We start from the raw sequence: 24,405 nt of genomic DNA on the forward strand, positions 1-24,405 counted from the left end.
GCGTGACCGGTCCGTCTCGGGAGGCCCGCAGGTCACCCCGTGTCACAGGCCCCTCACCCGTAACGCCCTCTGATCAGCGCACCGTCCCCGGTTGGGCACAACTTGCCCGCGCGGTTCGGCTCCGCCTGCCCCCGAACCACCGCTGGGCTCGCTACCGTTTCCCCTGATGAAGGGAGCCCCTCCCCGGGCTCCTCGCGAACGGGACGGGAGGTGCGCCATGGCGTCGGTGAGTTCCGCCGACACGTGGCGGGAGGCCGGAGCTCGCTCCGCGCGGTCCGCCGGTGGCTCTTCCGCGTCCCGCGCCGGCCGTCCGGCGCCCGGCGAGCGCCCGGCCCGTCCCCCGGTGCCGCCCCTCCCGCCGCTGCCCTCGCACGGCCGCGGAGGCTCGCCGGCGCAGCGACCCGCGGCCGCTGCCCCGCGCAACCCCGGTCAGGGGCGCCCGGTCCAGGGCCGCCCGGTCCAGCGCCCGCCGGTCCCCCCCGCCGACCGCGCCACCCCGCCGCGTCGGCCCGACGAGTCCGGCCGCGTGATCCCCGGCTACCCGCGCTCCTCCGCCAGCCTGTCCCCGGCCGCCGACCGCCGGCGCCGGCAGGAGACCGACGACGCCGGCCGGCCCGACGCCGCGTCGTCCCCGCGGACCCCCCGGGCCGCCGGCCGCCCTGCCGAGACCACCGTCCCCGAGCGCGGCAGCCGGCTCCGGGGCAGCCTGGCCGTCCTCGGCGTCCTCGTCGTGACCCTCGCCGCCGGCTTCCTCGACGCGACGGGCAACGGCACCCTCGGGCTGATCACCCTCGTCGGTCTGGTGGGCAGCACCGCCGTCGCCACGCTGCTCGTGCGCCGCCGCGACATGACCACCCTGGTGATCGCGCCGCCGCTGGTCTACCTCGCGGTCGTCGCCGTCCTCAAGTACACGCACCGCGCTTCCGGCGCCGGCCCGAAGAAGGTCGGGGCCGAGGTCGCCGCCGAGCTCGCACTCGGTCAGGGCTTCACCGTGATGGCCGCGGCGACCGGCACCGCACTGGTGCTGGCGCTGGTCCGCTGGGCCGCGCGGCGCTGACACCGCGCACCGACGACGAAGGGCCCCTCTCCGGAACTCCGGGAGGGGCCCTTCGTGCGTCAGGCGTTCAGGAAGTGCGCTTCTCGCGCAGTTCGTGCGGCAGCGCGAAGACCAGCCGCTCCTCGGCGGCCTTGACCGTCTCGACGTCCCCGAAGCCGCGCTCGGCCAGCCAGTCGAGCACCTCGTCGACCAGCACCTCCGGCACCGAGGCGCCGCTGGTGACGCCGACGGTGGCCACGCCGGCCAACCAGGCCTCGTCGAGCTCGGCGGCGTAGTCGACCAGGTAGGACGACCGCGCGCCGGCCTCCAGTGCCACCTCGACCAGCCGCACCGAGTTCGACGAGTTGGTCGATCCCACGACGATCACCAGGTCACAGCCGGGGGCCATCAGCTTGACCGCCTGCTGCCGGTTCTGCGTGGCGTAGCAGATGTCGTCACTGGGCGGGGACTGCAGCGTCGGGAACCGCTCGCGCAGCGCGTCGACCGTCGCCAGCGTCTCGTCGACCGAGAGCGTGGTCTGCGACAACCACACGACCTTCTCGGGGTCGCGCACCTGCACGTTCGCGACGTCGTCCGCACCGTCGACGAGCTGGATGTGGGCCGGGGCCTCCCCGGAGGTGCCCTCGACCTCCTCGTGCCCGCGGTGGCCGATGAGCAGGATGTCGAAGTCGTCCTTGGCGAACCGCTTCGCCTCCGAGTGCACCTTGGTCACCAGGGGGCAGGTCGCGTCGATCGTGCGCAGGGAGCGCTGCGACGCCTGCTCGTGCACCGCCGGGGAGACCCCGTGCGCGCTGAAGACGACGACCGAGCCCTCGGGCACCTCGTCGGTCTCGTCGACGAAGATCGCGCCACGGCGCTCGAGCGTCGCGACCACGTGCTTGTTGTGGACGATCTGCTTGCGGACGTAGACCGGCGCGCCGTGGATCTCCAGCGCCCGCTCCACGGCGACGACCGCGCGGTCGACGCCGGCGCAGTAGCCGCGAGGGTCTGCGAGCAGGACTCGTCCACGCTGTTCGGCCATGCCACCACTGTAGAGAGCGGAGCCTCCGTCCCCCGTCCCTCGCCGGCCCACGAGGCGCCCCGACAGGGGCGCCGGACGCCCGCCGTGACGGAACTCATGCCCCGGGTGGGTACATCCGGGGAGGTGGTGCTGCCGGACCGGCGCGCCTGCGGCACCCTTGTCGGCATGTCGCGTCAGATCCCCGAGCCCATCCGCGCGTACGTCGGACTCGCAGCCACCGTTCTCGACGAGGCGCGCAAGCTCCCCGAGGCCCTCCCCGGGCTGCCGGTGCGCGCCGTCGGTCTCGCGATGCAGACCGCCCTCAAGGTGCAGCAGCAGTGGGCGGGCCTGGTCGCCCGCGGCGACGAGGTCCTCACCGGCTTCCGCGGCGAGGACGAGCCCGGTCTCGCCACCTTCGACGACGACGACGTCCTCGACACCCCGCCGGCGCCCTCCGCCCGCGCCTCGGCCTTCGACCGTGCCGCCGCCGACGTGCCCGACCACGACGAGGACCTGTCGGTCGAGGACACCGCCGCGGCGCTCGACGAGACCGACGCCGTGACCGCGTCCGCATCGCTGGTCGACGACGAGGTCTCCGGTCTGGCCGCCGTGCCGGACCCGATCGAGGTCGTGGAGACCCTGCAGGACATCACCGACCAGGTGGTGGCACTCGACGAGGCCGCCGCCGTCGAGGACGCCGAGGCCGTGCTGACGGCCGAGGACGCCCTGGAGACGGCGCTGCTCGAGACCGACGCCGCGCCCGGCGTGCCGGCCGATCCCGGCGGCTCCCCGGTGGGCGAGGTGGACGGCGTCCCGGACGTCGGCGCCGAGGTGACCGAGGTCGACGTCCTCACCCCGGACGGCGAGGTGGAGACCGTCGAGGCGACGGTCACCGACGAGGCGGTCGCCGCACCGGAGAGCCCCGCCGAGGAGGCGACCCCCGACCAGGCGACCGCGGTCGACGAAGGCGGCTCGCCCGTCGCCGCCGCCACGGGCGGGGCCAAGGCGCCCGTCGAGGGCTACGAGGGCTGGACGGTCGCCCAGCTGCGCGGCCGCCTCCGCGGCTACCAGCTCTCCACCGTCGCGGACCTGCTCGCCTACGAGGAGGCCCAGCGGGCGCGCGAGCCGTTCCTGCGGATGCTGCGCAACCGCCTGGAGAAGCTGGAGCGGCAGGCCGTCGAGTCCAGCCCGCTGGCCCCCCGCGGCATGTAACGAAAGGACCCCCCTGCCCCCCGTCACTCGCACGCTCGCGACGGGACCCTGCAGGGGGGCCGGCTGCACGCGTGGCAGTCTCGGGGGCATGACCAGCCCGTCGTCCCCCGAGGCGCCGTGGCCGGTCCGCACGGTGGCCCGCAAGGTCGCCGAGTGGATCGGCCGGCTCGGCGAGGTGTGGGTCGAGGGCCAGGTCGCCCAGCTCTCCCGCCGCGGGGCGGGCACGGTCTTCCTGACCCTCCGCGACCCGGCCGCCGACCTGTCGGTCCCGGTGACCTGCGCCCGCGACGTGGCCGACCGCCCGGGCCTGGAGCTCGCCGAGGGCGCCCGGGTGATCGTGCGGGCCCGGCCCGACTACTACATCGCCCGCGGCTCGTTCTCGCTGCGCGCGACCGAGATCCGCGCCGTCGGGCTGGGTGAGCTGCTCGCCCGGATCGAGCGGATCCGCCGGCTGCTCACCGCCGAGGGGCTCTTCGACGCCGCCCGCAAGCGCCCGCTGCCGTTCGCGCCGGCGGTCGTCGGCCTGGTCACCGGCAAGGACAGCGCGGCCGAGCGCGACGTGCTGGTGACCGCACGCCGCCGCTGGCCCGCCGTCCGGTTCGCCGTGCACCACACCCTCGTGCAGGGACCCATGGCCGCCGGCTCGGTCATCGAGGCCCTGCAGCGGCTGGACCGCGACCCGGAGGTCGAGGTCATCGTGATCGCCCGCGGCGGTGGGTCCGTGGAGGACCTGCTGCCCTTCTCCGACGAGGGACTGGTCCGGGCCATCGCCGCCTGCCGCACGCCGGTCGTCACCGCCGTCGGGCACGAGACGGACACGACGCTGGTCGACCACGCCGCCGACGTGCGCGCCGCCACCCCGACCGACGCCGCGCACCGGGTGGTGCCGGAGATCGGCGAGCAGAGCCGCCTGGTCCAGTCGCTGCGGGCCCGCGCCCGTCAGGTCTTGACCGGCCGGCTGGAGCAGCAGGAGCGCTGGCTGGAGGGCGTGCGCAGCCGCCCGGTCCTCGCCGCACCCGAGCGCATGCTGCATGGCCGGGCCGACGACGTCGCCGCACTGCGCGGCCGGTCGCTGCGCACCCTCACCCACCGCGTCGAGAGCGCCGAGCGCGACCTCGAGCACGCCCGGGCCAGGGTCGCGGCCCTCTCCCCCGCCGCGACGCTGGAGCGCGGGTACGCCGTGGTGCAGCGGGCCGACGGCGCACTGGTGCGCGACCCCGCGGAGGTCGGCGACGACGAACGGCTCACCGTCCGGGTGGCCGGCGGCCGGCTGCCCGTCCGGGTGGCCAGGGAGGATGGGCAGTCGTGACCACGCCGACGCAGGACGAGCAGCCGACCACGACCTACGAGCAGGCCCGCGAGGAGCTCGCCGAGGTGGTCCGCCGGCTCGAGGCCGGCGGGCTCACGCTCGAGGAGTCGCTGGCCCTGTGGGAGCGCGGCGAGCAGCTGGCCGAGCTCTGCCAGCACTGGCTGGACCGCGCCCGCGAGCGGCTGGCCGCCGCCGCTCCCGCCGACTCGCCGCAGTAGTCAGGCCGCTGCCTGCTCCGGTCCCCCGGGGTGCGGGAGGCCACCGGCAGTGTCCAGCGCGGCCAGGAGCTGGGTCGCCCGCTCGCGCAGCAAGCCGGAGGCCACCGGGTCGAGCACACCGGGCCCGTCGCGCAGGCAGCGCTCCAGCAGGGCGAGCACCTCCGCGCCGGGCGTCGACGGGAGCACCGCCGGTCGCCGGGCCGGGATGCGGGTGACCATGCCGCACGCGCACGATCCTCCGCTCTGGGGCGCTCGGTGGTCGCCGCCGCGGCACACGCCGTATCCGTTCACGCCGAACTCCTCGAGGGATCCGAGTGGTGGCCCGTCGTGGGGATACCGGTGGGCCGGGACGCCGAGGGTCCCGCCCGTCCCAGCTGTCACACGGCGCGGCGCACCGGAGCGTCACCAACTCGTGACGTGGACCACCGCGCGGTCAGCCGGCCACCGGTCGGACCGCGGCGGCGACGGTGCGCAGCTCGTCCTCGTCGGCCGATCCGGTGACGAGGACGGTCACCCCGTCGGCCTCGCGGGAGAGCGCCGTCTCGTCCCGCGCCGTCGTCGACCGGGTCCACTCCACCCCGTCGATCTCGACCGTCCCCTGCGGCGCGGCGTCGCCGAGGACGTCGTCCACCGCCGGCGCGTCCGGGTCGTCGCTGGTCACGAAGCCGACGTACTCCTCGGACGGCGTCAGGTAGTCGACGCCCAGCGTGACCGGGCTCCCGGGGGTCCCGGTGATGTCGGTGTCGTTGACCCGGTAGCCCTCGGGCAGGTCGGCCGGGGCCTCCAGGTCGTAGGAGGCGTACTCGGCGGCCCGCTCGATGGTGCCCACGGCGTCGACCGGCGGGACCGGGTCCTGCTCGTCGTCCCGGAGGAAGGCCAGCCAGCCGACCGCCGCCAGGCAGATCAGGACCAGCGGCGCCAGCGAGCGCAGCATGTTGCCCGCGCTCATCCGGTTGGCCCGCTCGACCGCCGACACCGGCGGCGGTCGCTCCTCCTCGGGGACGGTCTGCTGCTCCTGGTCCGAGGGGCCGGCTCCGGTCATTCCCCTAGGATCGCAGCACAGCTCCCCCGCTCTGCCGCCGTCGTCCCCCGACCGCGCGTCCGAGGCCCCCTCCGAGCCAGGGAGGGACCCCGGGATGGGGTCCCTACATGGAGGTCCTGTTGTCCCTGCCGCTCCCCGACGGACAGCCCAGCTCGACCAGCCGCGTCAGCACCTTCCTCGCCGACCGCCCCGCACCGGACCGCAACCTGGCTCTCGAGCTGGTCCGCGTCACCGAGGCCGGCGCGATGGCCGCCGGTCGCTGGGTGGGCCGCGGGGACAAGAACGGCGGGGACGGTGCCGCGGTCGACGCGATGCGGGCCCTCATCGGCACGGTGAGCATGCGCGGCGTCGTCGTCATCGGTGAGGGCGAGAAGGACGAGGCGCCCATGCTCTACAACGGCGAGCAGGTGGGCGACGGCTACGGCCCGGAGACCGACGTCGCGGTGGACCCGGTCGACGGCACCACCCTCATGGCCAAGGGCATGCCCAACGCCATCTCCGTGATGGCCGTGGCCGACCGTGGCGCCATGTACGACCCGTCCGCGGTCTTCTACATGGAGAAGATCGCGGTCGGTCCCGCCGCGGCCGACGTCGTCGACATCACCGCGCCGGTGGCCGAGAACATCCGCCGGGTGGCCAAGGCCAAGCACAGCTCCGTGGCCGACGTGACCGTCTGCATCCTCGACCGCCCGCGGCACGAGGAACTGGTGCACGAGGTCCGCGAAGCCGGCGCGCGCATCAAGTTCATCAGCGACGGCGACGTCGCCGGCGCGATCGCCGCCGCCCGGGAGGGCACCGGCGTCGACATGCTGGTCGGCATCGGCGGCACCCCCGAGGGGATCATCGCGGCTTGCGCCCTCAAGTGCATGGGCGGCGCCCTGCAGGGCCGGCTGTGGCCCAAGGACGACGAGGAGCGGCAGAAGGCCATCGACGCCGGCCACGACCTCGATCGCGTCCTCTCCATCGACGACCTGGTCGCCGGCGACGTCTTCTTCGTCGCCACCGGCGTCACCGACGGCGAGCTGCTGCGCGGGGTGCAGTACCGGTCCGGCGGCTGCACCACGCAGTCGCTGGTGATGCGGTCGCGCTCGGGCACCATCCGGCTGATCGACAGCCTGCACTCGTTGGAGAAGCTGCGCGCGTACTCCGCGGTGCCGTTCGACCGGCACGACACCGACGCCTGACGGCGCCGCGCAGCCTCAGCGCCCGCGCCGGAGCCGGGCCCGCCAGCGGCTGGTCGGCTCGCCGGGCGCGAGGCTGCGCAGCCGGAGGTCGCCGAAGACGGTCCGCGCGCTGACCAGCACGCGCGGGGTGCCCGGCACCCGCGGCACCGGCGCCAGCTGGGTGCGCCTGTCGCCGAAGACGGTCCAGCCGTCCAGCTGGGCGTCCACGCCCTCGGCGACGACGACGTCCACGTCGCCGAACACCGTGCCCAGCCGCAGCTCGACCCGGTCGGCGCCGGTCCGCAGCGAGCGCAGGTCCAGCCGGATGTCGCCGAACACGGCGTTGATCGTCCGCGGCGGCTCGACCGCGCCGCCCAGGACCACGTCGCCGAACACCGACGACAGCTGCGCGGGGCGGCGTGCGCCGACGATCTCCGCCGGCGCGGCCGGGTCCGGCGCACCGCGCAGGTCCGCGGCACGCGGCAGGTCGCCCACGAGCGCGGCCAGGTCGGCGATGGTCACGGCGGTGTGCGCCGCACCGGCACGCTCCCCGAACTCCGCGACGTCGATGCGTCCCTCGGCGAGGGCGACCTGCAGCCGGGCCACCACGGCCTCGCGGTCGGCGTCGGAGGCCCGGACGTCCGGCGGCCCGGCGGCGTCGTCGGTCACCTCCCGACCGTAGAGGCCTCTGCCCCGGGACGACACCGGCCCGGCACCTCGTCGAGGTGCCGGGCCGGTGTCGCCGGTCGATGCGGACCGGCAGGGATCAGCCGAACGTGTCCGTGCAGTACGTGCCGGTGCCCTCGGGCTGACGTCCCGCGCAGCTGTCGGCGTAGCCCTCGTAGGCCGAGTCGATCGGCGCCTGGATGAACAGGTCGTCGCACGCCTGCATGTCGCCGGCGAAGCAGGACGCGGCCAGACCGTTCAGCGCCGCGTCGTTCCCGAGGCCGGTCGGCGGGATCGTCGCGGCCGGGACGTCGCCCCCACCACCGCCGCCACCGGCGCCGCCACCCGAGTAGAGGTCGGCGCACCCGCCGCTGGTCTCCTCGTTGCGGCCGCCGCAGGTGGAGCCGTATGCCTCGAAGTCGGACCCGACGTCCGACTGCAGCCAGAGGTCGTCACAGGAGTCCCAGTCCTCGTCGGCGCAGTCGACGGCGAGGGGGGTGAGGTCCCCGTCGGGGTCCGCCTCCGTGATGTCGCACGGGTTGTCGGCGGCGGGCACGCCCGGCGTCCCGGCGCCCGAGGGCTCCTCGCAGTCGACCGGTGAGGCCGAGGTGCTGGAGGACGACGAGCTGCTGGAGCTCTGGCTGGTGCTGGTCGAGGCGCTGGTCTGGGCCGCGGGGGGGTTGTCGTCGTCGTCGTCCCCGAGCAGGAAGAACAGCCCGACGCCGACGCCGGCCAGGACCACGACGATGGCCGCGATGATCGCGATCAGCTTGCCGTTGCCGCCACCGGAGGACCCACCCGGACCGCCGTAGCCACCGGGCGGCGGGACCGGGCCGCCGGGGCCACCGGGACCGCCGTACTGGGGCTGCCCGTACTGGGGCTGGCCGTACTGCGGCTGCCCGTACTGCGGCTGGCCGTACTCCGGCTGGGGCTGGCCGTACTGCGGCTGCCCGTACTGCGGCTGGCCGTACTCCGGCTGGGGCTGGCCGTACTGCGGCTGCCCGTACTGCGGCTGGCCGTACTCGGGCTGGGGCTGGCCGTACTGCGGCTGCCCGTACTGCGGCTGGCCGAACTGCGCGGTCTCGTCGCGCTCACCGGGCTGGCCGTACTGGCCGCCCTGGTACTGCGAGGTCGGAGGCGCCGGCTGACCCATCTGCTGCGTGGCCTCGTCGGGCTGCTGACCCGGCTGTCCCCAGCCCTGGTTGCCAGGCTGCTCGGAGGGCTCAGAGCCACCCGGGGGCGGATACGGAGGCTGAGACATGGTGCGGACTCCTCGAGCGATCGCGGGAACGGCCCACGCCAGGGGCGTGGCTTGGGGATGTTATTCGGGGGGCCTCCGTGCCGACCAGCACGGAGAGGTCACGGGAGGTCCCAGGAACACCCTCGGCCCCACTGCTTGGGCGGCACTTGCGCGCGACTGGCACGCCGCCGGTGCCGGTCGGTCAGTCCAGCTCGGTGCAGTACGGCACGGTGTAGATCTTGACCCGGCCGCCGCAGGTGGACCCGTACTCCTCGTAGGCCGACAGGGGCGGCGACTCGTAGTACAGGTCGTCGCAGGCCTGGAGGTCCCCGGCGAAGCACTCCTGGGCGTACTCGTCGAGCACCGGGTCGGGACCGAGCTCGCCCGGCTCCACCGGCGGCGACTGCTCGACCGGCCCGAGCGCGCCGTACGCGCCACCGCCGGCGTAGGGGTCCATGGCGTAGGGGTCCATGGACAGCATGTCGTCCAGCATCTGGTCCATCTGCTGCTCCTGCGCACGGCCCAGCTCCGCGCCGATCTCCCGACCGACGTCGTCGGCCTGCGTGGCGATGATCGACCCGGCCACGGCCGCGGCCACCGCGGCGCCCACGACCAGGACGCCGGCGGCCGCCGTGGCGACCAGGACCGGCCGGTACCGGCCCGGCGGGAACACCGGGGCCGGCCCGCCGGACGCCGGGAGGCCCTGCACGGGCACGCCGTAGCCAGGGGCCCCGTAGCCGGGGGTGCCGTGTACCGGGGCGCCGTAGCCGGGGGCGCCGTAGACGGGGGCGCCGTAGCCGGAGGCGCCGTACCCGGGGGTGCTCGCACCCGGGGCCGGGTAGCCGGCGCCGGACACCTCGTACCCGGAGGCCGCCTGTCCGGGCGTGCCGTAGCTGTCGGTCATGGCGCTCCTCGGCCTCGACGGTCGGCGAACCGTACGGGCACCGACGTCGCCGCGGGGTCAGGACGCGGACCCGGCTCCCCCGGAGGGAGCAGGACCCGGCATCTAGGGTCGCTCCTGGAGCACCCACCCCTTCTCCCCCACACGGAGCGCAGCCATGCCCCCTGCCGATGCCACCCCTCGACAGGACGGTCCGCCGGCCACCGGCGCCGAGTACCGCGTCGAGCACGACTCGATGGGGGAGGTGCGCGTCCCGGCCTGGGCGAAGTGGCGGGCGCAGACGCAGCGTGCCGTCGAGAACTTCCCCATCTCGGGAACGCCGATCGAGCGCGAGCTGATCGGTGCGCTGGCGGCCATCAAGGGCGCCGCCGCGCGGGTCAACGCCGACCTCGGCGTCCTGGACACCGAGATCGCCGACGCGGTCCAGGAGGCGGCCGCCCGGGTCGCCCAGGGCGAGTTCGACGAGCACTTCCCGATCGACGTCTTCCAGACCGGATCGGGGACGTCGAGCAACATGAACACCAACGAGGTCATCGCGACCCTCGCCACCGAGTCCCTCGGCCGGCCGGTGCACCCGAACGACCACGTCAACGCCTCCCAGTCGTCCAACGACGTCTTCCCCTCGGCGATCCACGTGGCGGCGACCGGGGCGATCGTCCGCGATCTCATCCCCGCTCTGCAGCACCTCGAGCTGTCGCTCTCGCGCAAGGCCGACGAGTTCGCCGACGTCGTCAAGAGCGGCCGCACCCACCTCATGGACGCCACCCCGGTGACCCTCGGGCAGGAGTTCGGCGGTTATGCCGCCGCCGTCCGCTACGGCGTCGAGCGGCTGCGCGCCTCACTCCCCCGGGTCGGCGAGCTGCCCCTGGGCGGCACCGCCGTGGGCACCGGGATCAACACCCCGCCCGGGTTCGCCGCGGCGATCATCGAGCGGTTGGCCGGCGAGCTCGACCTCCCGCTCACCGAGGCGCGCGACCACTTCGAGGCGCAGAGCTCGCGCGACGGTCTGGTCGAGGCCTCCGGCCAGCTGAAGACCATCGCCGTCGGCCTGGTCAAGATCGCCAACGACCTGCGCTGGATGGGCTCGGGACCGCGCACCGGCCTGGGCGAGATCAACCTGCCCGACCTGCAGCCGGGCAGCTCGATCATGCCGGGCAAGGTGAACCCGGTGATCCCGGAGGCGACGATCCAGGTCGCCGCCCAGGTCATCGGCAACGACGCCGCGGTGACCTTCGCCGGCACCACCGGCAGCTTCGAGCTCAACGTGACGCTGCCGCTGATGGCGCGCAACGTGCTCGAGTCGATCCGGCTCCTGGCCAACGTCAGCCGCATCCTGGCCGACCGCACCGTCGACGGGATCACCGCGAACGTCGAGCGCTGCCGCGAGCTCGCCGAGTCCTCCCCCTCCATCGTCACGCCGCTGAACAAGTACATCGGCTACGAGGAGGCGGCAATCGTGGCCAAGCAGTCGCTGAAGGAGCAGAAGACGATCCGCCAGGTCGTCGTGGAACGCGGCTACGTCGAGCAGGGCAAGCTCACCGAGCAGCAGCTGGACGAGGCCCTCGACGTCCTCTCCATGACCCACCCCTGACCCGCCGGCGGGGATCCGCGGCCCGGCAGCGGCCCCGGATCCCCGCCGATGTGGTGCCGCCCGGTGGCAACTCGGCGGCGGAGCAGTAGCGTCCTCGGCGATGAGCGAGACAACGAGCGCCGGTGACGTAGCCACGCCTGACGTCGCCCTGCGCTATCCCGGCGGAGAACTGCCCCTGCCCGTCGTCCCCTCCACCGAGGGGTCCGACGGCTTCGACACGAGCAAGCTGCTGGCCACGACCGGCAACGTGGCGCTCGACATCGGGTTCGTGAACACGGCGGCCTGCACGTCGGCGATCACCTACATCGACGGCGACGCGGGCATCCTGCGCTACCGCGGCTACCCGATCGACCAGCTCGCCGGCAAGGCCAGCTTCCTCGAGGTCAGCTACCTGCTGATCTACGGCGAGCTGCCGACCCCCGACCAGCTGGCGACCTTCGACTCGGGCATCCGCCGGCACACGCTGCTGCACGAGGACCTCAAGCAGTTCTTCAAGGGCTTCCCGCTGGACGCGCACCCGATGCCGGTGCTCTCCTCGGCCGTCAGCGCCCTGTCGACCTTCTACCAGGACTCCCTGGACCCGTTCGACGAGAAGCAGGTGGAGCTGTCGACCCTGCGGCTGCTGGCCAAGCTGCCGACGATCGCGGCCTACGCCTACAAGAAGTCGGTCGGCCAGCCGTTCCTGTACCCGGACAACTCCCTGGGCCTGGTCGAGAACTTCCTCCGGATGACGTTCGGCTTCCCGGCCGAGCCCTACGAGGTGGACCCCGACCTCGCCGCGGCGCTGGACATGCTCTTCGTCCTGCACGCCGACCACGAGCAGAACTGCTCGACGTCCACGGTGCGGCTCGTGGGGTCCTCCCACGCGAACATCTTCGCGTCGGTCTCGGCCGGCATCAACGCGCTGTTCGGCCCGCTGCACGGCGGGGCCAACCAGTCGGTGCTCGAGATGCTCGAGTCCATCCAGCGCGACGGCGGCGACATGCGGAGCTTCGTCGACCGGGTCAAGAAGAAGGAGCCCGGCGTCAAGCTGATGGGCTTCGGTCACCGGGTCTACAAGAACTACGACCCCCGGGCCGCGATCGTGAAGCAGACCGCCGACAGCGTGCTCGACAAGCTCGGCGGCAACAGCGAGCTGCTGGACCTCGCCCGGCAGCTGGAGGAGATCGCGCTCTCCGACGACTACTTCATCGAGCGCAAGCTCTACCCGAACGTCGACTTCTACACCGGCCTGATCTACCGGGCGATGGGGTTCCCGACCCGCATGTTCACCGTGCTCTTCGCGCTCGGCCGGCTGCCCGGCTGGATCGCCCAGTGGCGCGAGATGATCGCCGACCCGTCGACCAAGATCGGCCGTCCCCGTCAGCTCTACACCGGCCCCACCGAGCGCGCGTTCGTCGAGCTCGGCGACCGCTGACGGGTCCCCGCGTGTCCGAGCCGTCCGGGGAGGAGGTCATCGTCCTGCCGCCGCTGCCGCTGGCGACGGGGCAACTCCTCCCCGGCGGTGCGGGCACCGCGCCCCGCCGCATCACCGAGGTGTCCCTCGTCGTCCGCACCGACGACGGCGTGGAGCACCGCGTGGCGCTCGACGAGCAGCACGGCGCCTGGTGGGCGCCCGCCACGCCGCGCTGGACCGTCTCGCCCGACCGGTCCACCGATCGGGCGACATAGCCGGAACTCACCCTCACCCGCAGGGGTGAGGGACCCTCCCCCGCACCTCCGGGCACCCCCGTGTCCCGTCGATACGACGGCGAGGCCGCTGCACTGCAGCGCGCCGGCCGCGTAGGACGAGACCCCCGGGGGAATCGCAGTGCCCGCACCACGCACGCCCGCCCCCAGGGCCGCCCGTACCGCCCGGCCCCCGGCGGGCCGCAGCTCCGCCACGCGCACGCCCATGACCGCCCAGGAGGCGGCCGCCGTCCGCGCCGTGCTCGCCGCCCGCGCCGCCGCCGGGGACGCGACTCCCGCCGGCACCCGCACGACGCCCGAGCCGCGCAAGCCCGCCGCCCGCAAGCCCGCCGCCCGCAAGCCCGCCGCCCGCAAGCCCCCCGCCCGCACGTCCGCCGCGACGCGGACCGGGCGCCCGTCCGCTGCCCGCCGCGCACCGGCGCGCACCTCCGCGAAGAAGCGCTCCCGTCGTCCCGTCCAGCCGCCGGCCTGGCGGCGGTACCTCGCCGCCCAGGACGCCCGGCACTGGAAGCGCCGGGCGCTGGTCGTCGTCCTGGGCATCGTGCTGCCCGCGTTCGCCGGGGCCCTCTCCCCGACCCCGCCGGTGCCCGCCACCGCGGCCGGGACCGATCCGCTCAACCTGGCCGCCTCCACCCAGCAGAGCCTCGCCGACGACGCGGCCCGCTACCGCCGGCTGCAGCAGGACCTGGTCGGCCGCCGCGACGAGCTCGCCCGCGCACAGGCCGCCGAGGCGCAGGCCCGCGCCGACGCCGCGACCGCGCGGGCCGCCGTGGGCGGCCTCTCCGCCGACCTGTACCGCATGACGACCGAGCAGCGCGCTCCCCTGCTGACCCTCGACGTGCACGACAGCGGCAGCGTGTCCGACGCCCTCTGGATGCAGGGGCTCGCCGAGCGGGCCGACGACGACCGCAGCCTCGACGTCACCCGGGCCGCCCGCGCCCAGCAGGCGGTGACCGCGGCGGTGGCGGCCACCCGCACTGCGCAGGTCGCCGTCGACGCCGCAGAGGCGGAGTCCGGCACCCTGCTCGCGGCGGTCCGGGAGCAGGTCGCCGACCTCAGCCCGGCCACCACCGCGCAGCTGGCCGGCCTGAGCGCCGTCCCGGCCGCCGGCGAGCAACAGGAGCGCAATACCCAGGCCCTGCACCGCTGGCAGGACTACCTCGGCGCGCTCGCCGTCGCCGGCATCCAGCCGCCCGCCGCGGCGGAGCTCACCGACCCCACCGACCTGCCCGACGGCTTCTCCCCCGCCCTCGACGGCACCGGCATGCCCATCCCGGGCGTGGCCCTCGCCGTGGCCGGCAACCGGCCGGTCACCGTGCTGCCCGCCGAGACCGTGGCCGCCGTCAGCGTCGCCTTCGCCCAGCTCGGCCGGCCCTACCAGGCCGGCGGCACCGGGCCCGACGCCTACGACTGCGCCGGTCTCGCGGCCGCGGCGTGGGTGCAGGGCGGTCTCGGTCTGCCCACCACGGCGGCCGGCCAGTGGACCACCGGCGCGCCCGTCCCCGCCTCCCAGCTGCAGGTCGGCGACCTGGTGTTCGCCGACGGCGGTGCCGACGTCGGCCTCTACCTCGGTGAGGGCCAGGTGCTCGCGGCCTCGGCCGCCGGCTGGTCGGTCGGCGTCCGCACGATGACCGGCGCGACCGGCACGGTGCGCGTGACCCTCCCGTCCCCGGCCACGCCCAACGCCCCGCTGCCGCCCGCCGCCAACGGCAACGGCGCCTGCGGTGCCCCGCCGGCGCCGGTCGGCCCGGTGAGCCCGATGTGGGGTGGTTATGGCAACGGCCGCATCCCGACCTCGGCGCTCTGCGCGATCGGCGGGTCGCACGCCCTCCGCTGCGACGCGGCGGCCGGCTACGCCGGGCTCGCCGCCGCCTTCGCCGCCGACTTCGGCCGGCCGATGTGCATCACCGACTCCTACCGGTCCTTCGCCGCGCAGGTCTCGGCGTACCGCGCCAAGCCCCGCCTGGCGGCCTATCCCGGCACGTCCAACCACGGCTGGGCGCTGGCGGTCGACCTCTGCGGCGGCATCAACCGCGCCGGCAGCGCCGAGTGGCAGTGGATGACGGCCAACGCCGGCCGGTACGGCTTCGTCCAGCCGGACTGGGCGCAGCCGGGCGGGGAGAAGCCCGAGGCGTGGCACTGGGAGTTCGGCCACCTGCTCGACGCGTAGCCGACCGGCCTCAGAGCCAGGGCAGGGTCGCGAGGTCCCGCCAGGGGAGCCGGACGCAGGGTTCGCCGGTCGACTCGGCCAGCCGTGCGGCGACACCCGCACCGGCACCGGCCACCGGCCGGCCGGGGGTGACGACGACGTGCATGTCGGGCATCGCCGGCCCCGCCGCCGCGACCCGCTCGAGGACCCGCTCCGGAGCGGTGAACGGCGCCGAGGCCAGCAGCGGCACCACGGGGTGCGACCAGAGCGCGACCGGGCCCTGGACCCGCAGCTCGGTCTCCACCGCGGCCGAGCGTTCGACGGCGCGGGCGCGGATCCGGGCGACGTCCTCGGCACCGGCCGAGGGCGACGGCATCCAGGGCAGCGCCACCGCGTCCCGCCGGACGACGACGCGCCAGCCGACCGCGGTCCGCCCGCGGTCGGTCCAGTCCAAGACCGCGGTACCGGTCGCTGCCGCCGCGGCGTCGGGCACCGGACGGTGGGCCACCCACGAGGCCAGCGCCGCCGCGAGCGCCTCGGGAGCGGCGACGACCCCGGCCGCGGTCATGTCCTCGGCGAGGTCGCGCAGCGGGGTGCGCAGGGTGCGCTCGTCCTCCCGCAGCACGAGGACCGGGCCGTCCACGCGGTCGTCGGTGAGCACCAGCCGCAGCCGTGCGGTCGCGAACTCGGGCAACACCTCGGCGGCGACGTCGCGCAGGTCGTCGGGGTCCACCGGCACCGGCCGCAGCCGGTGCAGCAGGCCGGCCGAGGACCGCCCGAACGGGGAGTCGCTCACCGCGGCACCCTGGCCAACGCCACCCGCAGCGCCTCGGGGAGGGCCGGCAGGGCCAGCACGCTCTCCAGCTCGACCGCGGAGAGACGGACCGGGAGCACGTCGTCGTCCCAGCCGGTGGCCTGCCGCACCCGGGCGGCGGGGCCCGGCCAGACGGCGTCGCGGGCCATGGCCACGTGCAGCTCGGTGAGGACGTCGGCCAGGTGGATCGCCGCGACCGGGTGCACCTCACCGGCGTTCAGCCCGTGTCGCACCGAGGCGGCCAGCGCGGCACGCGCGGGTGCGGCCAGCCAGTACGGCACGAGCACGTCGGGGGTCGGTTCCCCCGCGGCGAGGGCGCTCAGGTCGGGCCCCCCGTGGACGTCCCCGGCGCCTGGCGGCGGAGCAGGGAGGCGGTCACACCCGTGATATCGGCAGTCCGGGCGCCGCATGGACCCTCTCCGGCGCAGTTTCGTCCCGCTGGTCGCAGCGCCCACCACCGGCGCGCGACCCCCGGGGACGACGAAGGCCCCGGTCTCCCAGAGACCAGGGCCTTCGGCGTGCGGACGGGATCAGTCGGCGAGCTCGGCCAGCTGCGTCTTGAGCGCCCGCTCCACGCGGTCGGCGTGCACGTTCATGTTGCGCACGCTGGTGCCGAGGTCGGCCGACAGCTGGGTCTTGGTGACCCCGCCCCAGGTGGTCAGGTACCAGGTGGCCCAGCCGAGCACGTTGGGCTGGCCGGCCCGCTGCTCGGGGCGGGCGCCCGGATCCGGTGCGCAGGCGGCGGTCAGCGCGTGGGAGAGCAGCGTCTGCTCCGCCTCGCCCATGATCTCGTCCGGCGCCTCGTGACTGTCGGGGATGAGGATCTCCGCGGCGTCCGGGGCGCCGTCCAGCGACTGCAGGTTGCGCAGGCCGTTGAGGGTCGCCACGGTCTGCGAGTTGCGGCGGAGGGTCGCGACGCTCTGGCCCATGTAGGCGGCGAGCTCCTTCTCCGACGGCCGGCGCTGGTGCTCGGCGACGAACGCGGCGATCGCCTTCTGCTGCTTGTGCTCGGTGTCGGCGGCGGTGCGGCCGTGCGCGGCGCGGCCCAGGTCGTGCACCCACTTGGAGAGCTGGGTGGCCAGGAAGGCGCCGAACGGCACGCCCTTGGTCTCGTCGTACTGGCCGACGGCCTTGAGGATCCACTCGGCGACCTGCTGGGCGAGGTCGTCGGGGTCGGGCAGGTGCAGGCGGATCGTGCTCATGTTCCGCTGCAGGCGCTTGAGGCTGACCGGCCCGTAGTGGCGGCACAGGTCGTCGAGGAAGGCCGGGGGCAGGTCCCGGGCGGCGCGGCGGCGCACGTCGGCCTCCGCGCGCAGGCCCACGGTGGTGATGCCGCGCCCGGCGCACCAGGCGCGGATCCAGTCGGCGAGCACCGGACCCTGGCCACAGGCGCCGTCGACGCGGTACAGGCCCTCGCCGGAGTCGAAGCTGACCGTGACGCGGTCGGGCAGGTCGGCCCGGAACTCCGGCAGCGGGAGCTCGCGGTCGACGCGGAAGTGGACCCGGTCCCGGGGGGTGATCGGAACGCGGGCGAAGCCCTCGGCCTCGGGGATGCCGCCGAAGACCAGCGGCTGGCGGATGCGCTCTGCAGAGGGGGTGGCGGTGGTGGTCACGGATGCTCCAGGCGAGGCGTCGGGGAAGAGGTGCGTCGCGGGCGGGTGGCTCAGGCGAAGGTGTGCTGGACCGCGGGGACGTCGGCGGGAGCCGACCCGACGCCGAGGCTGGCCATGAGGCCGGCGGCGGCGGCGCACTCGGCCGGGCCGGGCTCGGCGCAGTAGACCGGCATGTGGTCGTAGAGCGTGGTGAACAGCTCGCTCACGAACGCGTAGGCCGCCTGCGCCTGCGGGGAGAAGCGGGCCACCCCGGCGCGCGGGCCGAGCTCGACGCCCACGGTGACGCGCACGGTGCGCTCGTCCTTGCCCAGGCCGGTCACCGCGACGGCGACGTCGGGGTGGGCGGCGGCCAGGGCGGCCAGGCCGGCCAGGCAGCGGCGGGCGGAGCCGCGCCGCGGGCGCAGGGCCACGTGGACGACGACCGTGTCGGCGTCGGTGGCCCCGTCGTCGTCGAGGACGGCGTCGGACGCGTGCTCGTCGGACATGGAGAGGTCGTGCTCGTCGATCGACGAGGTCGTCAGGTCGACGGTGTCGGCCGGGATGGCCTGGTCAGCGCTGCGGTACATGGAATCGCCCCCTTGTCGTGCTTCGGGGGCAACTCTGGCGCATGGCGACGCCGACTTCAGCACAACACTCGCTGTCTCCGACGCAATGTGCGGGGTCAGCTTCGGCAGTTCTTGCCCGTGTTGCTGCCCGGCGCACGCTCGGCTACCGACTCATCGGCAAGTACCGACAACGGCACGGTGGCCGGGACGTGCACTTGCGTCAGGCGGAGGGCGCCTGCCCCGGCGCAGCGGGTGCGGTGACCTCGCCGGCGGGCGGGGGGGCGAACGCGGCGAGCGCGCCGAGGGTGTCGGCGGTGACCTGGGCGGCGAGCAGGTTGGCCTCGGCGATCTGCCGGTAGACCTCCTCGCGGTGGATGGTCACCTCGCGCGGTGCCTTGAAGCCCAGCCGGACGGTGCCGCCGCGGACCTCGACGACGTGGACCTCGATGTCGTCGCCGATCCGGATCGTCTCGCCGACGCTGCGGGTGAGAGTGAGCATGGGAACCCCTCCATGGGTTGTGGTGGCCTCCGTGGCAGCCCGCGGACCGCGGGCACTGGGCGCATGGGCGCCATGGGTGTTATCGGCGGAGTGGCCGCCGGATGGGATGTGCGCCGTCGGTCAGCACGACCTGGGTGGCGCGCCAGGTGGCGCGGTTGACGACGACCGGTGCCCGCAGGTTCGCCGTGGCGGCCGCCGCACCCTCCGGGGGAACCGTCACGAGACAGAACAGCTGGGCATCGGCCGGGTCGGTCAGACCCAGGTCCTCGCACACCGACCGGGGCAGCTCGGGCGCGTAGTCCGGGAAGTACCGGGCCGGGGCGATGGCCAGGAACCGCGGACCGTCCGCGTCGAGCGACTGCAGCCAGTAGAGGAGCCCGTCTCCGTCGGCCGTGACGAGCACGTAGTCACGGTGGTCGGGGAATCCGGGCACCGGCTGCACCATGCCCAGCAGCGGCAGGGTGGCGACGGGGGCGAGCGTCACGATGCGACTCCAGACGGCGACTCTGTGGGCAGGATGACGACGGTCATCGGAGGTAGTCCATGAGGCTGGGCTGGATGGCCTTGGCGGTGGCGCCGAGAGCGGCCTCGTAGCCGGTCTTCTGCATGTTCAGCTCCATGATCGTCTTCGGGAGGTCGATCTCCTCGACGTCGGAGAGCTGGCCCTTGAGCGTCAACTGGAGGTCGGTGTTGACCTGCTGCGCGGCATCCAGCCTGGCCGATCGCGCACCGATGCCGGCAGCCGCGGTCAGCAGCCGGCTGATCGCCACGTCCAGGTCGGCGAGGTCTGTCGACAGGTCGGTCGGGTCCGCGCCGGCGGTCAGGACGTGGTCGGCGATGTCACCGACGAGCGCGAACAGGTCACGTCCCGGGCTCTGCTCACCGAACGCCTCGGGGCCGGTGACGTCGACGCGGATGACCTCGGTGTCGGACACCCGTCGGACCAGCGGCACGGTCTGGTCGACGCCCGCGACGGTGCCGCCGACCCCGATGAAGGCGCCGGTCGCGGGGTCGTACGCCTGCGATTTGTCGGTGGCTCCGCCGAAGACCGGCTGTCCGTTGATGGTCTGGTTGGCCACGCCGAGCAGGCTCTCTCGCAGCGACGCCACCTCGGTGGCGATGGCCGAGGCGGAGTTGCCCTGGATGGACCCCGTGTTCAGGCCCTGCACCGTCAGGTCCCGCACCCGGCGCACCTGGTTGAGCATCGTGGTGAGGGCACTGTCGGCGGCGTCGAGCCACCCCTGACCGTCGGAGATGTTGCGCGCCTGCTGCATGACCGCATCGGTGCTCTGCCGGACCTGCATGGCCTTGTTCGTGCCGGTCGGCGAGTCCGACGGTGCGTTGAGCACCCGGCCGGTGGTCAGCTGCTCCTGCAGCTTGGCCATCCGGGCGAGGTTCTGGTTCAGGCCGAGGAGGCTGGTCTGCGCGACGGCCCGCTGGGTGATCCTCATCAGCGGCCCACCAAGCCCATGCTGGTGATCATGGTGCTGAGGGTCTCGTCGATCGCGGTCACGAGCCGCGCCGCGGCCGAGTACGCGTGCTGGTAGGACATCATGTTCGTCATCTCCTCGTCGAGGTTGACCCCGGAGACCGACTCGCGGGCCGCGTCCACCTGGTTGCGGATGACCGTCTGCACCTCGAGGTCGCCCTTGGCGACCGAGGACCTCACGCCGAGGGAGACGATCATCTCGCGATAGCTGGCGTCGACGCCGGCCGGCGCCAGGGACAGCCGGTAGAGCGCGTCGGCGTTGTTGCCGTTGACCGTCACCGCCCCGCTCGGCACCGCGCCGGACGCCGCGAGCTTGCGCGGGTCGGACAGGGCCACCGTGATGTTCGCCGCCGTGACGGTCGTCCCCGACGAGGCGCCGAGCAGCGGACCGCCGGCGTTCCCGTCCAGGTCGAGTCCCTGCGCGTGCTGGGTGTTCAGCGCGGTGGCCAGGCTGTCCGCCAGCGAGTCCAGAGAGGCGCGGTAGCCGGGGACGATGGACGTCAACACGGCGACCTGTCCCTCGGCCGTCCCCCCGAGGTCCAACGTCGACCCACCGGGATCGGCCACCAGCCTCGGCGGCGACGTGGCGGCCGAGGCCAGCGAGGTCCCCCCGACGAGCTTGACGGAGATCGCGCTGTTCCCGGTCACGAGCGACGAGCCGGCGATGGCCACGTTGATCACGCCGTCCTCGCCCGGAGTCGCCGTTGCGCCGACCTGCTCGGAGAGCTTCATGATGAGCGAGTCCCGGCGGTCCGAGAGCTCGTTGACCGGGGTGCCGCTCAGGTTCCCCAGCCGGATCTTCTGGTTCAGCTCCGCGATCGAGGACGCCGTCGCGTTGACGTCGCTGACGACCGACTGCAGGGAGGCGTACGTGTCATCCCACTGCTTGTCCATGGCGGTCGCCGTGGTGCGGATGCCGGCGGTGAGGGTCTGCAGCCGCTCGATCACCTGGCTGCGCGCGGCGAGGTTCCGCTCCGTCGGGTTGTTCGCGACGTCGCTGAACCCGCTCCAGACATTCGCGAGCATCTTCTGGATGCCGGTGGCGCCCGGCTCGCGGAAGGCCGACTCGATCTGGGTGTACGCGTCGCTCTCCACGGTCAGTCGCGCTGTGCTGGCCGTCTCGAGCCGACCGCGTGCCTCCAGGAACGCGTCCCGGATGCGGATCACGCTGCTCGAGTCGACGCCGGAACCGATGCCGTCACCGATGGCGTGGATGGCCGGCACGACGGAGCCGTTGATCGAGGACTGCTCGACCCGCTGACGCGTGTAGCCGTCGGTGTTGACGTTGGAGATGTTCTGCCCGGTGACGTCCAGACCGCGCTGCGCTGCCCACAGCGCCGTCGACGCCCGGGTCAGACCGCCGAAGGTGCTCACAGGGCACCGTCCAGGGTGACGGCGCGGTGGGCGCCGGCCGTCGTCCGGCCCGAGGCGCCGTAGGTGCCGGCGGTGGGCGGACGGACGGAGAGCATGGCCTCGTCGATGGCGGCCAGACCGCCCTCGATCAGGCCGCGGTTGCTCTCGGAGAGGCCACGGAGCTCCGTGACCAGCACGAGCAGCGACTCGTGGTGCTTGCCGAACAGGTCGTTCCACGGCGCGGGGGCGGCGTCGGCGACCTGGCGCAGCGAGGGGTTGGCGTCCAGACCCAGTTCCACGGCGATGGACTCGGTGACGGCGGCGCGCTCGACCTCGAGGGTCCTGAGCTGGTCGAGGACCACCTCGATCTCGTGCGCGATGCGGGCCAGCCACCGGGTCTTGCCCGTGACGATGAGGTACTGCTTCTCCTCCGCCTTGAACAAGAGCAGGTCCAGGAACTCCTGCTCTCGCCACAGCAACGTCGACAGGTGCTGGTAGTCCACGTCCCCACCGCCTCCCTGATCCGTCGCAGACCGGGGAGCGGCCTGCGTGTTCGTCGCAGAGAGGCCTTCGGCACCGGGCGAGGAACCCTCAAGCCGAGGGGCGCACGTTGTCAGATCTTCCCCGTGGGCCGACGGTGCCGCCCGGTGTAGAGGGTGCCGAGAAGGGAGGTGTGCGAGCAGCCCGATCTCCGGTGACCGAGCGTCCCCCGGCCGTTCCCCTCCCCCGCACGGCCCGGGCGGTGGACGACCTGGTGACCGAACACCTCCCGCTCTGTTCCTTCGCGGTCAACGCGGTGGCCTCCCGCATCTCGCTGCCGTCCCACGTCAGCCGCGAGGACCTGCTGTCCTGCGCGAAGGTGGCGCTGGTCGAGGTGGCGCGGCGGTTCGACCCCACGGCCGGCGCGACGTTCGCCACCTACGCCCTGCCCCGGTTGCAGGGCGCGGTGCTCGACGAGCTGCGCTCCGGCGACTGGGCGAGCCGGTCGGTCCGGGCCGCGGCCCGCCGCACCGACGCCGCCGCCGACGCGCTCACCATCACCCTGGGCCGCCCGCCCACGCGCGAGGAGCTGGCCGCGAGCCTGGGCGTGCGCCAGGGCGAGCTCGAGGCGCTGCAGGTCGACGTCCACCGGGCGGTGATGGTCAGCATCGACGCCGACTCGAACGGCGACTCCGGCGGGCTGGACCTGCCCGACCCCGGGGAGTCGCCCGAGCGGGCGCTGCTCCGGGTCGAGCGGGCCCGCTACCTGCAGCAGGCGATCCGGGAGCTCCCCGACCGGCTCGACGAGGTCATCGAGCGCAACTTCTTCGGCGGCGAGTCGCTGACCGAGATCGCCGAGGACCTCGGCGTCACGCTCTCCCGCGTCTCGCAGATGCGGGCCCGGGCACTGACCCTGCTGCACGCCGCGATGAGCGAGGTGTGGGAGGGCCAGGCCGTCCCCGCGGACGGCGGGGTGCGCGCCCGCAACCAGCAGCGCTCGTACGTCGACCGGGTGGCCGGACGCAACGCTGCCCCGCCGGCACCCCCGGCGGCCCTGATGCCGTCGGCGCGGGGCGCCCGGCTGGCCGAGCGGTACGGGGCCGAGCACCACCGAACCGACCGGTACGGGGCGGCGCGCCCCGCCTGACTCGCCTCGACGTGAGCCCTCCCGCAGCGCCCCGGCCTCCCCGGCCGGGGCGCTGCGGCGTTCCCCGTCCCTCCCCCGCACGAGGGACGGCCGCCCCGGCCTGCGGTTTGGTGCTCAAGTGACTGCTGGGATCTGCCGTTACGGGGTGTGCAAGGCCCGCGGCACGGATGCGGCGGGCTCCCGGCCCCGTCCAAGGAGGAACCCCCCGTGGGTCTCAGCGTGAACAACAACATCGCGGCGATGAACTCGTACCGCAACCTGGCCGTCACCGACACCCAGATGACCAAGTCGCTGGAGAAGCTCTCCTCCGGCTTCCGCATCAACCGCGCCGCCGACGACGCCGCCGGTCTGGCCATCTCCGAGGGCCTGCGCTCGCAGATCGGTGGCCTCAAGGTCGCCGTCCGCAACACCCAGGACGGCATCTCGGTCGTGCAGACCGCTGAAGGTGCGCTCACCGAGACGCACAGCATCCTCCAGCGCATGCGCGACCTCGCCGTCCAGGCCAGCAACGACGGTGGCCTCAACGCCGCCGCCAAGACCAACATCCAGGCCGAGGTCACCCAGCTCAAGTCCGAGCTGGACCGGATCGCCACCACCACCAAGTTCAACGGCAACGCCCTGCTCAGCGGCTCGTACTCCGGCACCTTCCAGGTCGGCGCGAACTCCGGCGAGACGATCAACGTCGCGGTCACCACGGCCATGAGCGCCACGGGCCTGGGCGTCGGCGCGGTCGACGTCTCCACCGGTGGTCCCGAGTGGACCTTCGACCCGGGTGCCCTGGACTACACCAACGCCACCGCCCCGGTGCTGACGGTGAACGTCAAGGGCACCGGCGCCCGCACCCTGGACCTGACCGGCTGGTCCACGGCCACCAACGCCGCCGGTGCCGCGGCCAACCAGGCCCTGGTGCAGAAGGCCTTCGACAAGGAGCTCAACGGCTCCGGCTTCACCGTCAAGGTCGACCAGTTCGGTGCCATCAAGTCCAACGGCCCGACCGGGTCCATCACCACCGACCTGGTCATCGCCGGTGCCGGCGTGACCGGCACCGCGACGTTCAACGCCGCGGCTGCCTCCGGCGCGAGCGCGGCCATCAGCGCCATCGACTCCGCGATCAGCACCGTCTCCACCACCCGGGCCAACCTGGGTGCGCTGCAGAACCGGTTCGAGCACACCATCAACAACCTCAACGTGTCGGTGGAGAACCTGACCGCGTCGGAGTCGCGCATCC

At 74.0% G+C, this 24,405-nt stretch carries 25 protein-coding genes and 1 pseudogene; 11 read left to right on the forward strand and 15 right to left on the reverse strand.

What is annotated here, in order from left to right; genetic code table 11:
* Positions 1-526 precede the first annotated feature (526 nt).
* On the forward strand, positions 527-1,057 hold the full coding sequence (locus N555_RS27910) for a DUF6542 domain-containing protein (RefSeq protein WP_029431744.1): 531 nt from the start codon (positions 527-529) through the stop codon (positions 1,055-1,057).
* Between the two features lie 67 nt (positions 1,058-1,124).
* Here N555_RS27910 and N555_RS0112070 read toward each other — a convergent pair whose 3' ends face one another.
* A complete protein-coding gene (locus N555_RS0112070) occupies positions 1,125-2,078 on the reverse strand; it encodes a 4-hydroxy-3-methylbut-2-enyl diphosphate reductase (protein ID WP_029431745.1) in 954 nt (317 codons plus the stop codon).
* Positions 2,079-2,243: 165 nt separating this feature from the next.
* Between N555_RS0112070 and N555_RS26840 the strand changes: the two genes are divergently transcribed.
* From N555_RS26840 to N555_RS0112090, 3 genes are all read left to right on the forward strand, one after another.
* Positions 2,244-3,269 (forward strand): hypothetical protein, encoded by a 1,026-nt coding sequence (locus N555_RS26840; protein ID WP_081866153.1) that lies wholly within the window; start codon positions 2,244-2,246, stop codon positions 3,267-3,269.
* An 88-nt stretch (positions 3,270-3,357) separates the two neighbouring features.
* Positions 3,358-4,578: an exodeoxyribonuclease VII large subunit gene (gene xseA / locus N555_RS0112085; protein ID WP_029431747.1), complete on the forward strand. Its 1,221-nt coding sequence runs from the start codon at positions 3,358-3,360 to the stop codon at positions 4,576-4,578.
* On the forward strand, positions 4,575-4,796 hold the full coding sequence (locus tag N555_RS0112090; RefSeq protein ID WP_029431748.1) for an exodeoxyribonuclease VII small subunit: 222 nt from the start codon (positions 4,575-4,577) through the stop codon (positions 4,794-4,796). Before xseA ends, N555_RS0112090 begins: the two co-directional genes overlap by 4 nt.
* Here the strand turns inward: N555_RS0112090 and N555_RS0112095 are convergent, their stop codons facing one another.
* Complete coding sequence (locus N555_RS0112095; RefSeq protein WP_029431749.1) at positions 4,797-5,015, reverse strand: hypothetical protein; 219 nt, start codon at positions 5,013-5,015, stop codon at positions 4,797-4,799. It abuts the gene before it with no gap.
* Positions 5,016-5,229: 214 nt separating this feature from the next.
* Positions 5,230-5,838 carry a DUF4245 domain-containing protein gene (locus N555_RS0112100; RefSeq protein ID WP_029431750.1) on the reverse strand — a complete coding sequence of 203 codons (609 nt, stop codon included), beginning with the start codon at positions 5,836-5,838 and terminating at the stop codon, positions 5,230-5,232.
* A 119-nt stretch (positions 5,839-5,957) separates the two neighbouring features.
* Between N555_RS0112100 and glpX the strand changes: the two genes are divergently transcribed.
* Positions 5,958-7,022 (forward strand): class II fructose-bisphosphatase, encoded by a 1,065-nt coding sequence (gene glpX / locus N555_RS0112105; protein ID WP_029431751.1) that lies wholly within the window; start codon positions 5,958-5,960, stop codon positions 7,020-7,022.
* 15 nt (positions 7,023-7,037) lie between these two features.
* On the opposite strand, the gene N555_RS0112110 is transcribed toward glpX, so the two are convergent.
* From N555_RS0112110 to N555_RS26850, 3 genes are all read right to left on the reverse strand, one after another.
* Entirely contained in the window at positions 7,038-7,670 is a 633-nt protein-coding gene (locus N555_RS0112110; RefSeq protein ID WP_051683985.1) for a DUF1707 SHOCT-like domain-containing protein, read from the reverse strand.
* Positions 7,671-7,767: 97 nt separating this feature from the next.
* On the reverse strand, positions 7,768-8,928 hold the full coding sequence (locus N555_RS28320; protein WP_197028978.1) for a hypothetical protein: 1,161 nt from the start codon (positions 8,926-8,928) through the stop codon (positions 7,768-7,770).
* 181 nt (positions 8,929-9,109) lie between these two features.
* Positions 9,110-9,811, reverse strand: a complete 702-nt coding sequence (locus N555_RS26850; RefSeq protein WP_029431754.1) for a hypothetical protein — start codon at positions 9,809-9,811, stop codon at positions 9,110-9,112.
* A gap of 154 nt (positions 9,812-9,965) precedes the next feature.
* On the opposite strand from N555_RS26850, the gene N555_RS0112125 reads away from it, so the two are divergent.
* From N555_RS0112125 to N555_RS0112140, 4 genes are all read left to right on the forward strand, one after another.
* On the forward strand, positions 9,966-11,399 hold the full coding sequence (locus N555_RS0112125) for a class II fumarate hydratase (RefSeq protein ID WP_029431755.1): 1,434 nt from the start codon (positions 9,966-9,968) through the stop codon (positions 11,397-11,399).
* 100 nt (positions 11,400-11,499) lie between these two features.
* Positions 11,500-12,816 carry a citrate synthase gene (locus N555_RS0112130; protein ID WP_029431756.1) on the forward strand — a complete coding sequence of 439 codons (1,317 nt, stop codon included), beginning with the start codon at positions 11,500-11,502 and terminating at the stop codon, positions 12,814-12,816.
* Between the two features lie 11 nt (positions 12,817-12,827).
* Positions 12,828-13,070: a hypothetical protein gene (locus N555_RS0112135; RefSeq protein WP_051683987.1), complete on the forward strand. Its 243-nt coding sequence runs from the start codon at positions 12,828-12,830 to the stop codon at positions 13,068-13,070.
* 223 nt (positions 13,071-13,293) lie between these two features.
* Positions 13,294-15,258, forward strand: a complete 1,965-nt coding sequence (locus N555_RS0112140) for an NlpC/P60 family protein (RefSeq protein WP_051683988.1) — start codon at positions 13,294-13,296, stop codon at positions 15,256-15,258.
* Positions 15,259-15,268: 10 nt separating this feature from the next.
* On the opposite strand, the gene N555_RS0112145 is transcribed toward N555_RS0112140, so the two are convergent.
* The 9 genes and pseudogenes from N555_RS0112145 to N555_RS0112185 all read right to left on the reverse strand — a co-directional run bounded on the left by N555_RS0112145 (position 15,269) and on the right by N555_RS0112185 (position 22,053).
* Positions 15,269-16,033, reverse strand: a complete 765-nt coding sequence (locus N555_RS0112145) for a hypothetical protein (protein WP_029431759.1) — start codon at positions 16,031-16,033, stop codon at positions 15,269-15,271.
* The gene (locus N555_RS0112150) at positions 16,030-16,338 is read right to left on the reverse strand and encodes a hypothetical protein (RefSeq protein WP_231502713.1); all 309 of its coding nucleotides are present in this window, start codon (positions 16,336-16,338) and stop codon (positions 16,030-16,032) included. Before N555_RS0112150 ends, N555_RS0112145 begins: the two co-directional genes overlap by 4 nt.
* A gap of 243 nt (positions 16,339-16,581) precedes the next feature.
* Positions 16,582-17,664 carry a sigma-70 family RNA polymerase sigma factor gene (locus N555_RS0112155; protein WP_029431761.1) on the reverse strand — a complete coding sequence of 361 codons (1,083 nt, stop codon included), beginning with the start codon at positions 17,662-17,664 and terminating at the stop codon, positions 16,582-16,584.
* A 50-nt stretch (positions 17,665-17,714) separates the two neighbouring features.
* Positions 17,715-18,230 (reverse strand): hypothetical protein, encoded by a 516-nt coding sequence (locus tag N555_RS0112160; protein WP_051683989.1) that lies wholly within the window; start codon positions 18,228-18,230, stop codon positions 17,715-17,717.
* A gap of 304 nt (positions 18,231-18,534) precedes the next feature.
* Positions 18,535-18,708 (reverse strand): annotated as a pseudogene (csrA, locus tag N555_RS29270) (carbon storage regulator CsrA); the annotation flags it as partial.
* Between the two features lie 79 nt (positions 18,709-18,787).
* Complete coding sequence (gene fliW, locus N555_RS0112170; protein ID WP_029431764.1) at positions 18,788-19,192, reverse strand: flagellar assembly protein FliW; 405 nt, start codon at positions 19,190-19,192, stop codon at positions 18,788-18,790.
* A gap of 43 nt (positions 19,193-19,235) precedes the next feature.
* Positions 19,236-20,159, reverse strand: coding sequence for a flagellin N-terminal helical domain-containing protein (locus N555_RS0112175; RefSeq protein ID WP_029431765.1), 924 nt, complete (start codon positions 20,157-20,159; stop codon positions 19,236-19,238).
* Complete coding sequence (gene flgK / locus N555_RS0112180; protein WP_029431766.1) at positions 20,159-21,571, reverse strand: flagellar hook-associated protein FlgK; 1,413 nt, start codon at positions 21,569-21,571, stop codon at positions 20,159-20,161. The genes N555_RS0112175 and flgK overlap by 1 nt, the downstream gene beginning before the upstream one ends.
* Positions 21,568-22,053, reverse strand: a complete 486-nt coding sequence (locus tag N555_RS0112185; RefSeq protein WP_029431767.1) for a flagellar protein FlgN — start codon at positions 22,051-22,053, stop codon at positions 21,568-21,570. Before N555_RS0112185 ends, flgK begins: the two co-directional genes overlap by 4 nt.
* 191 nt (positions 22,054-22,244) lie before the next feature.
* On the opposite strand from N555_RS0112185, the gene N555_RS25930 reads away from it, so the two are divergent.
* Together N555_RS25930 and N555_RS29110 are read left to right on the forward strand one after the other, a co-directional pair.
* Positions 22,245-23,177 carry a sigma-70 family RNA polymerase sigma factor gene (locus tag N555_RS25930; protein ID WP_369794021.1) on the forward strand — a complete coding sequence of 311 codons (933 nt, stop codon included), beginning with the start codon at positions 22,245-22,247 and terminating at the stop codon, positions 23,175-23,177.
* Positions 23,178-23,384: 207 nt separating this feature from the next.
* Positions 23,385-24,405: flagellin N-terminal helical domain-containing protein (locus N555_RS29110; protein WP_029431769.1), on the forward strand; the 1,021-nt coding region annotated here is incomplete at its 3' end.

Origin of the sequence: Blastococcus sp. URHD0036, from assembly GCF_000701365.1 — a bacterium.
Taxonomy (GTDB): Bacteria; Actinomycetota; Actinomycetes; order Mycobacteriales; family Geodermatophilaceae; genus Trujillonella.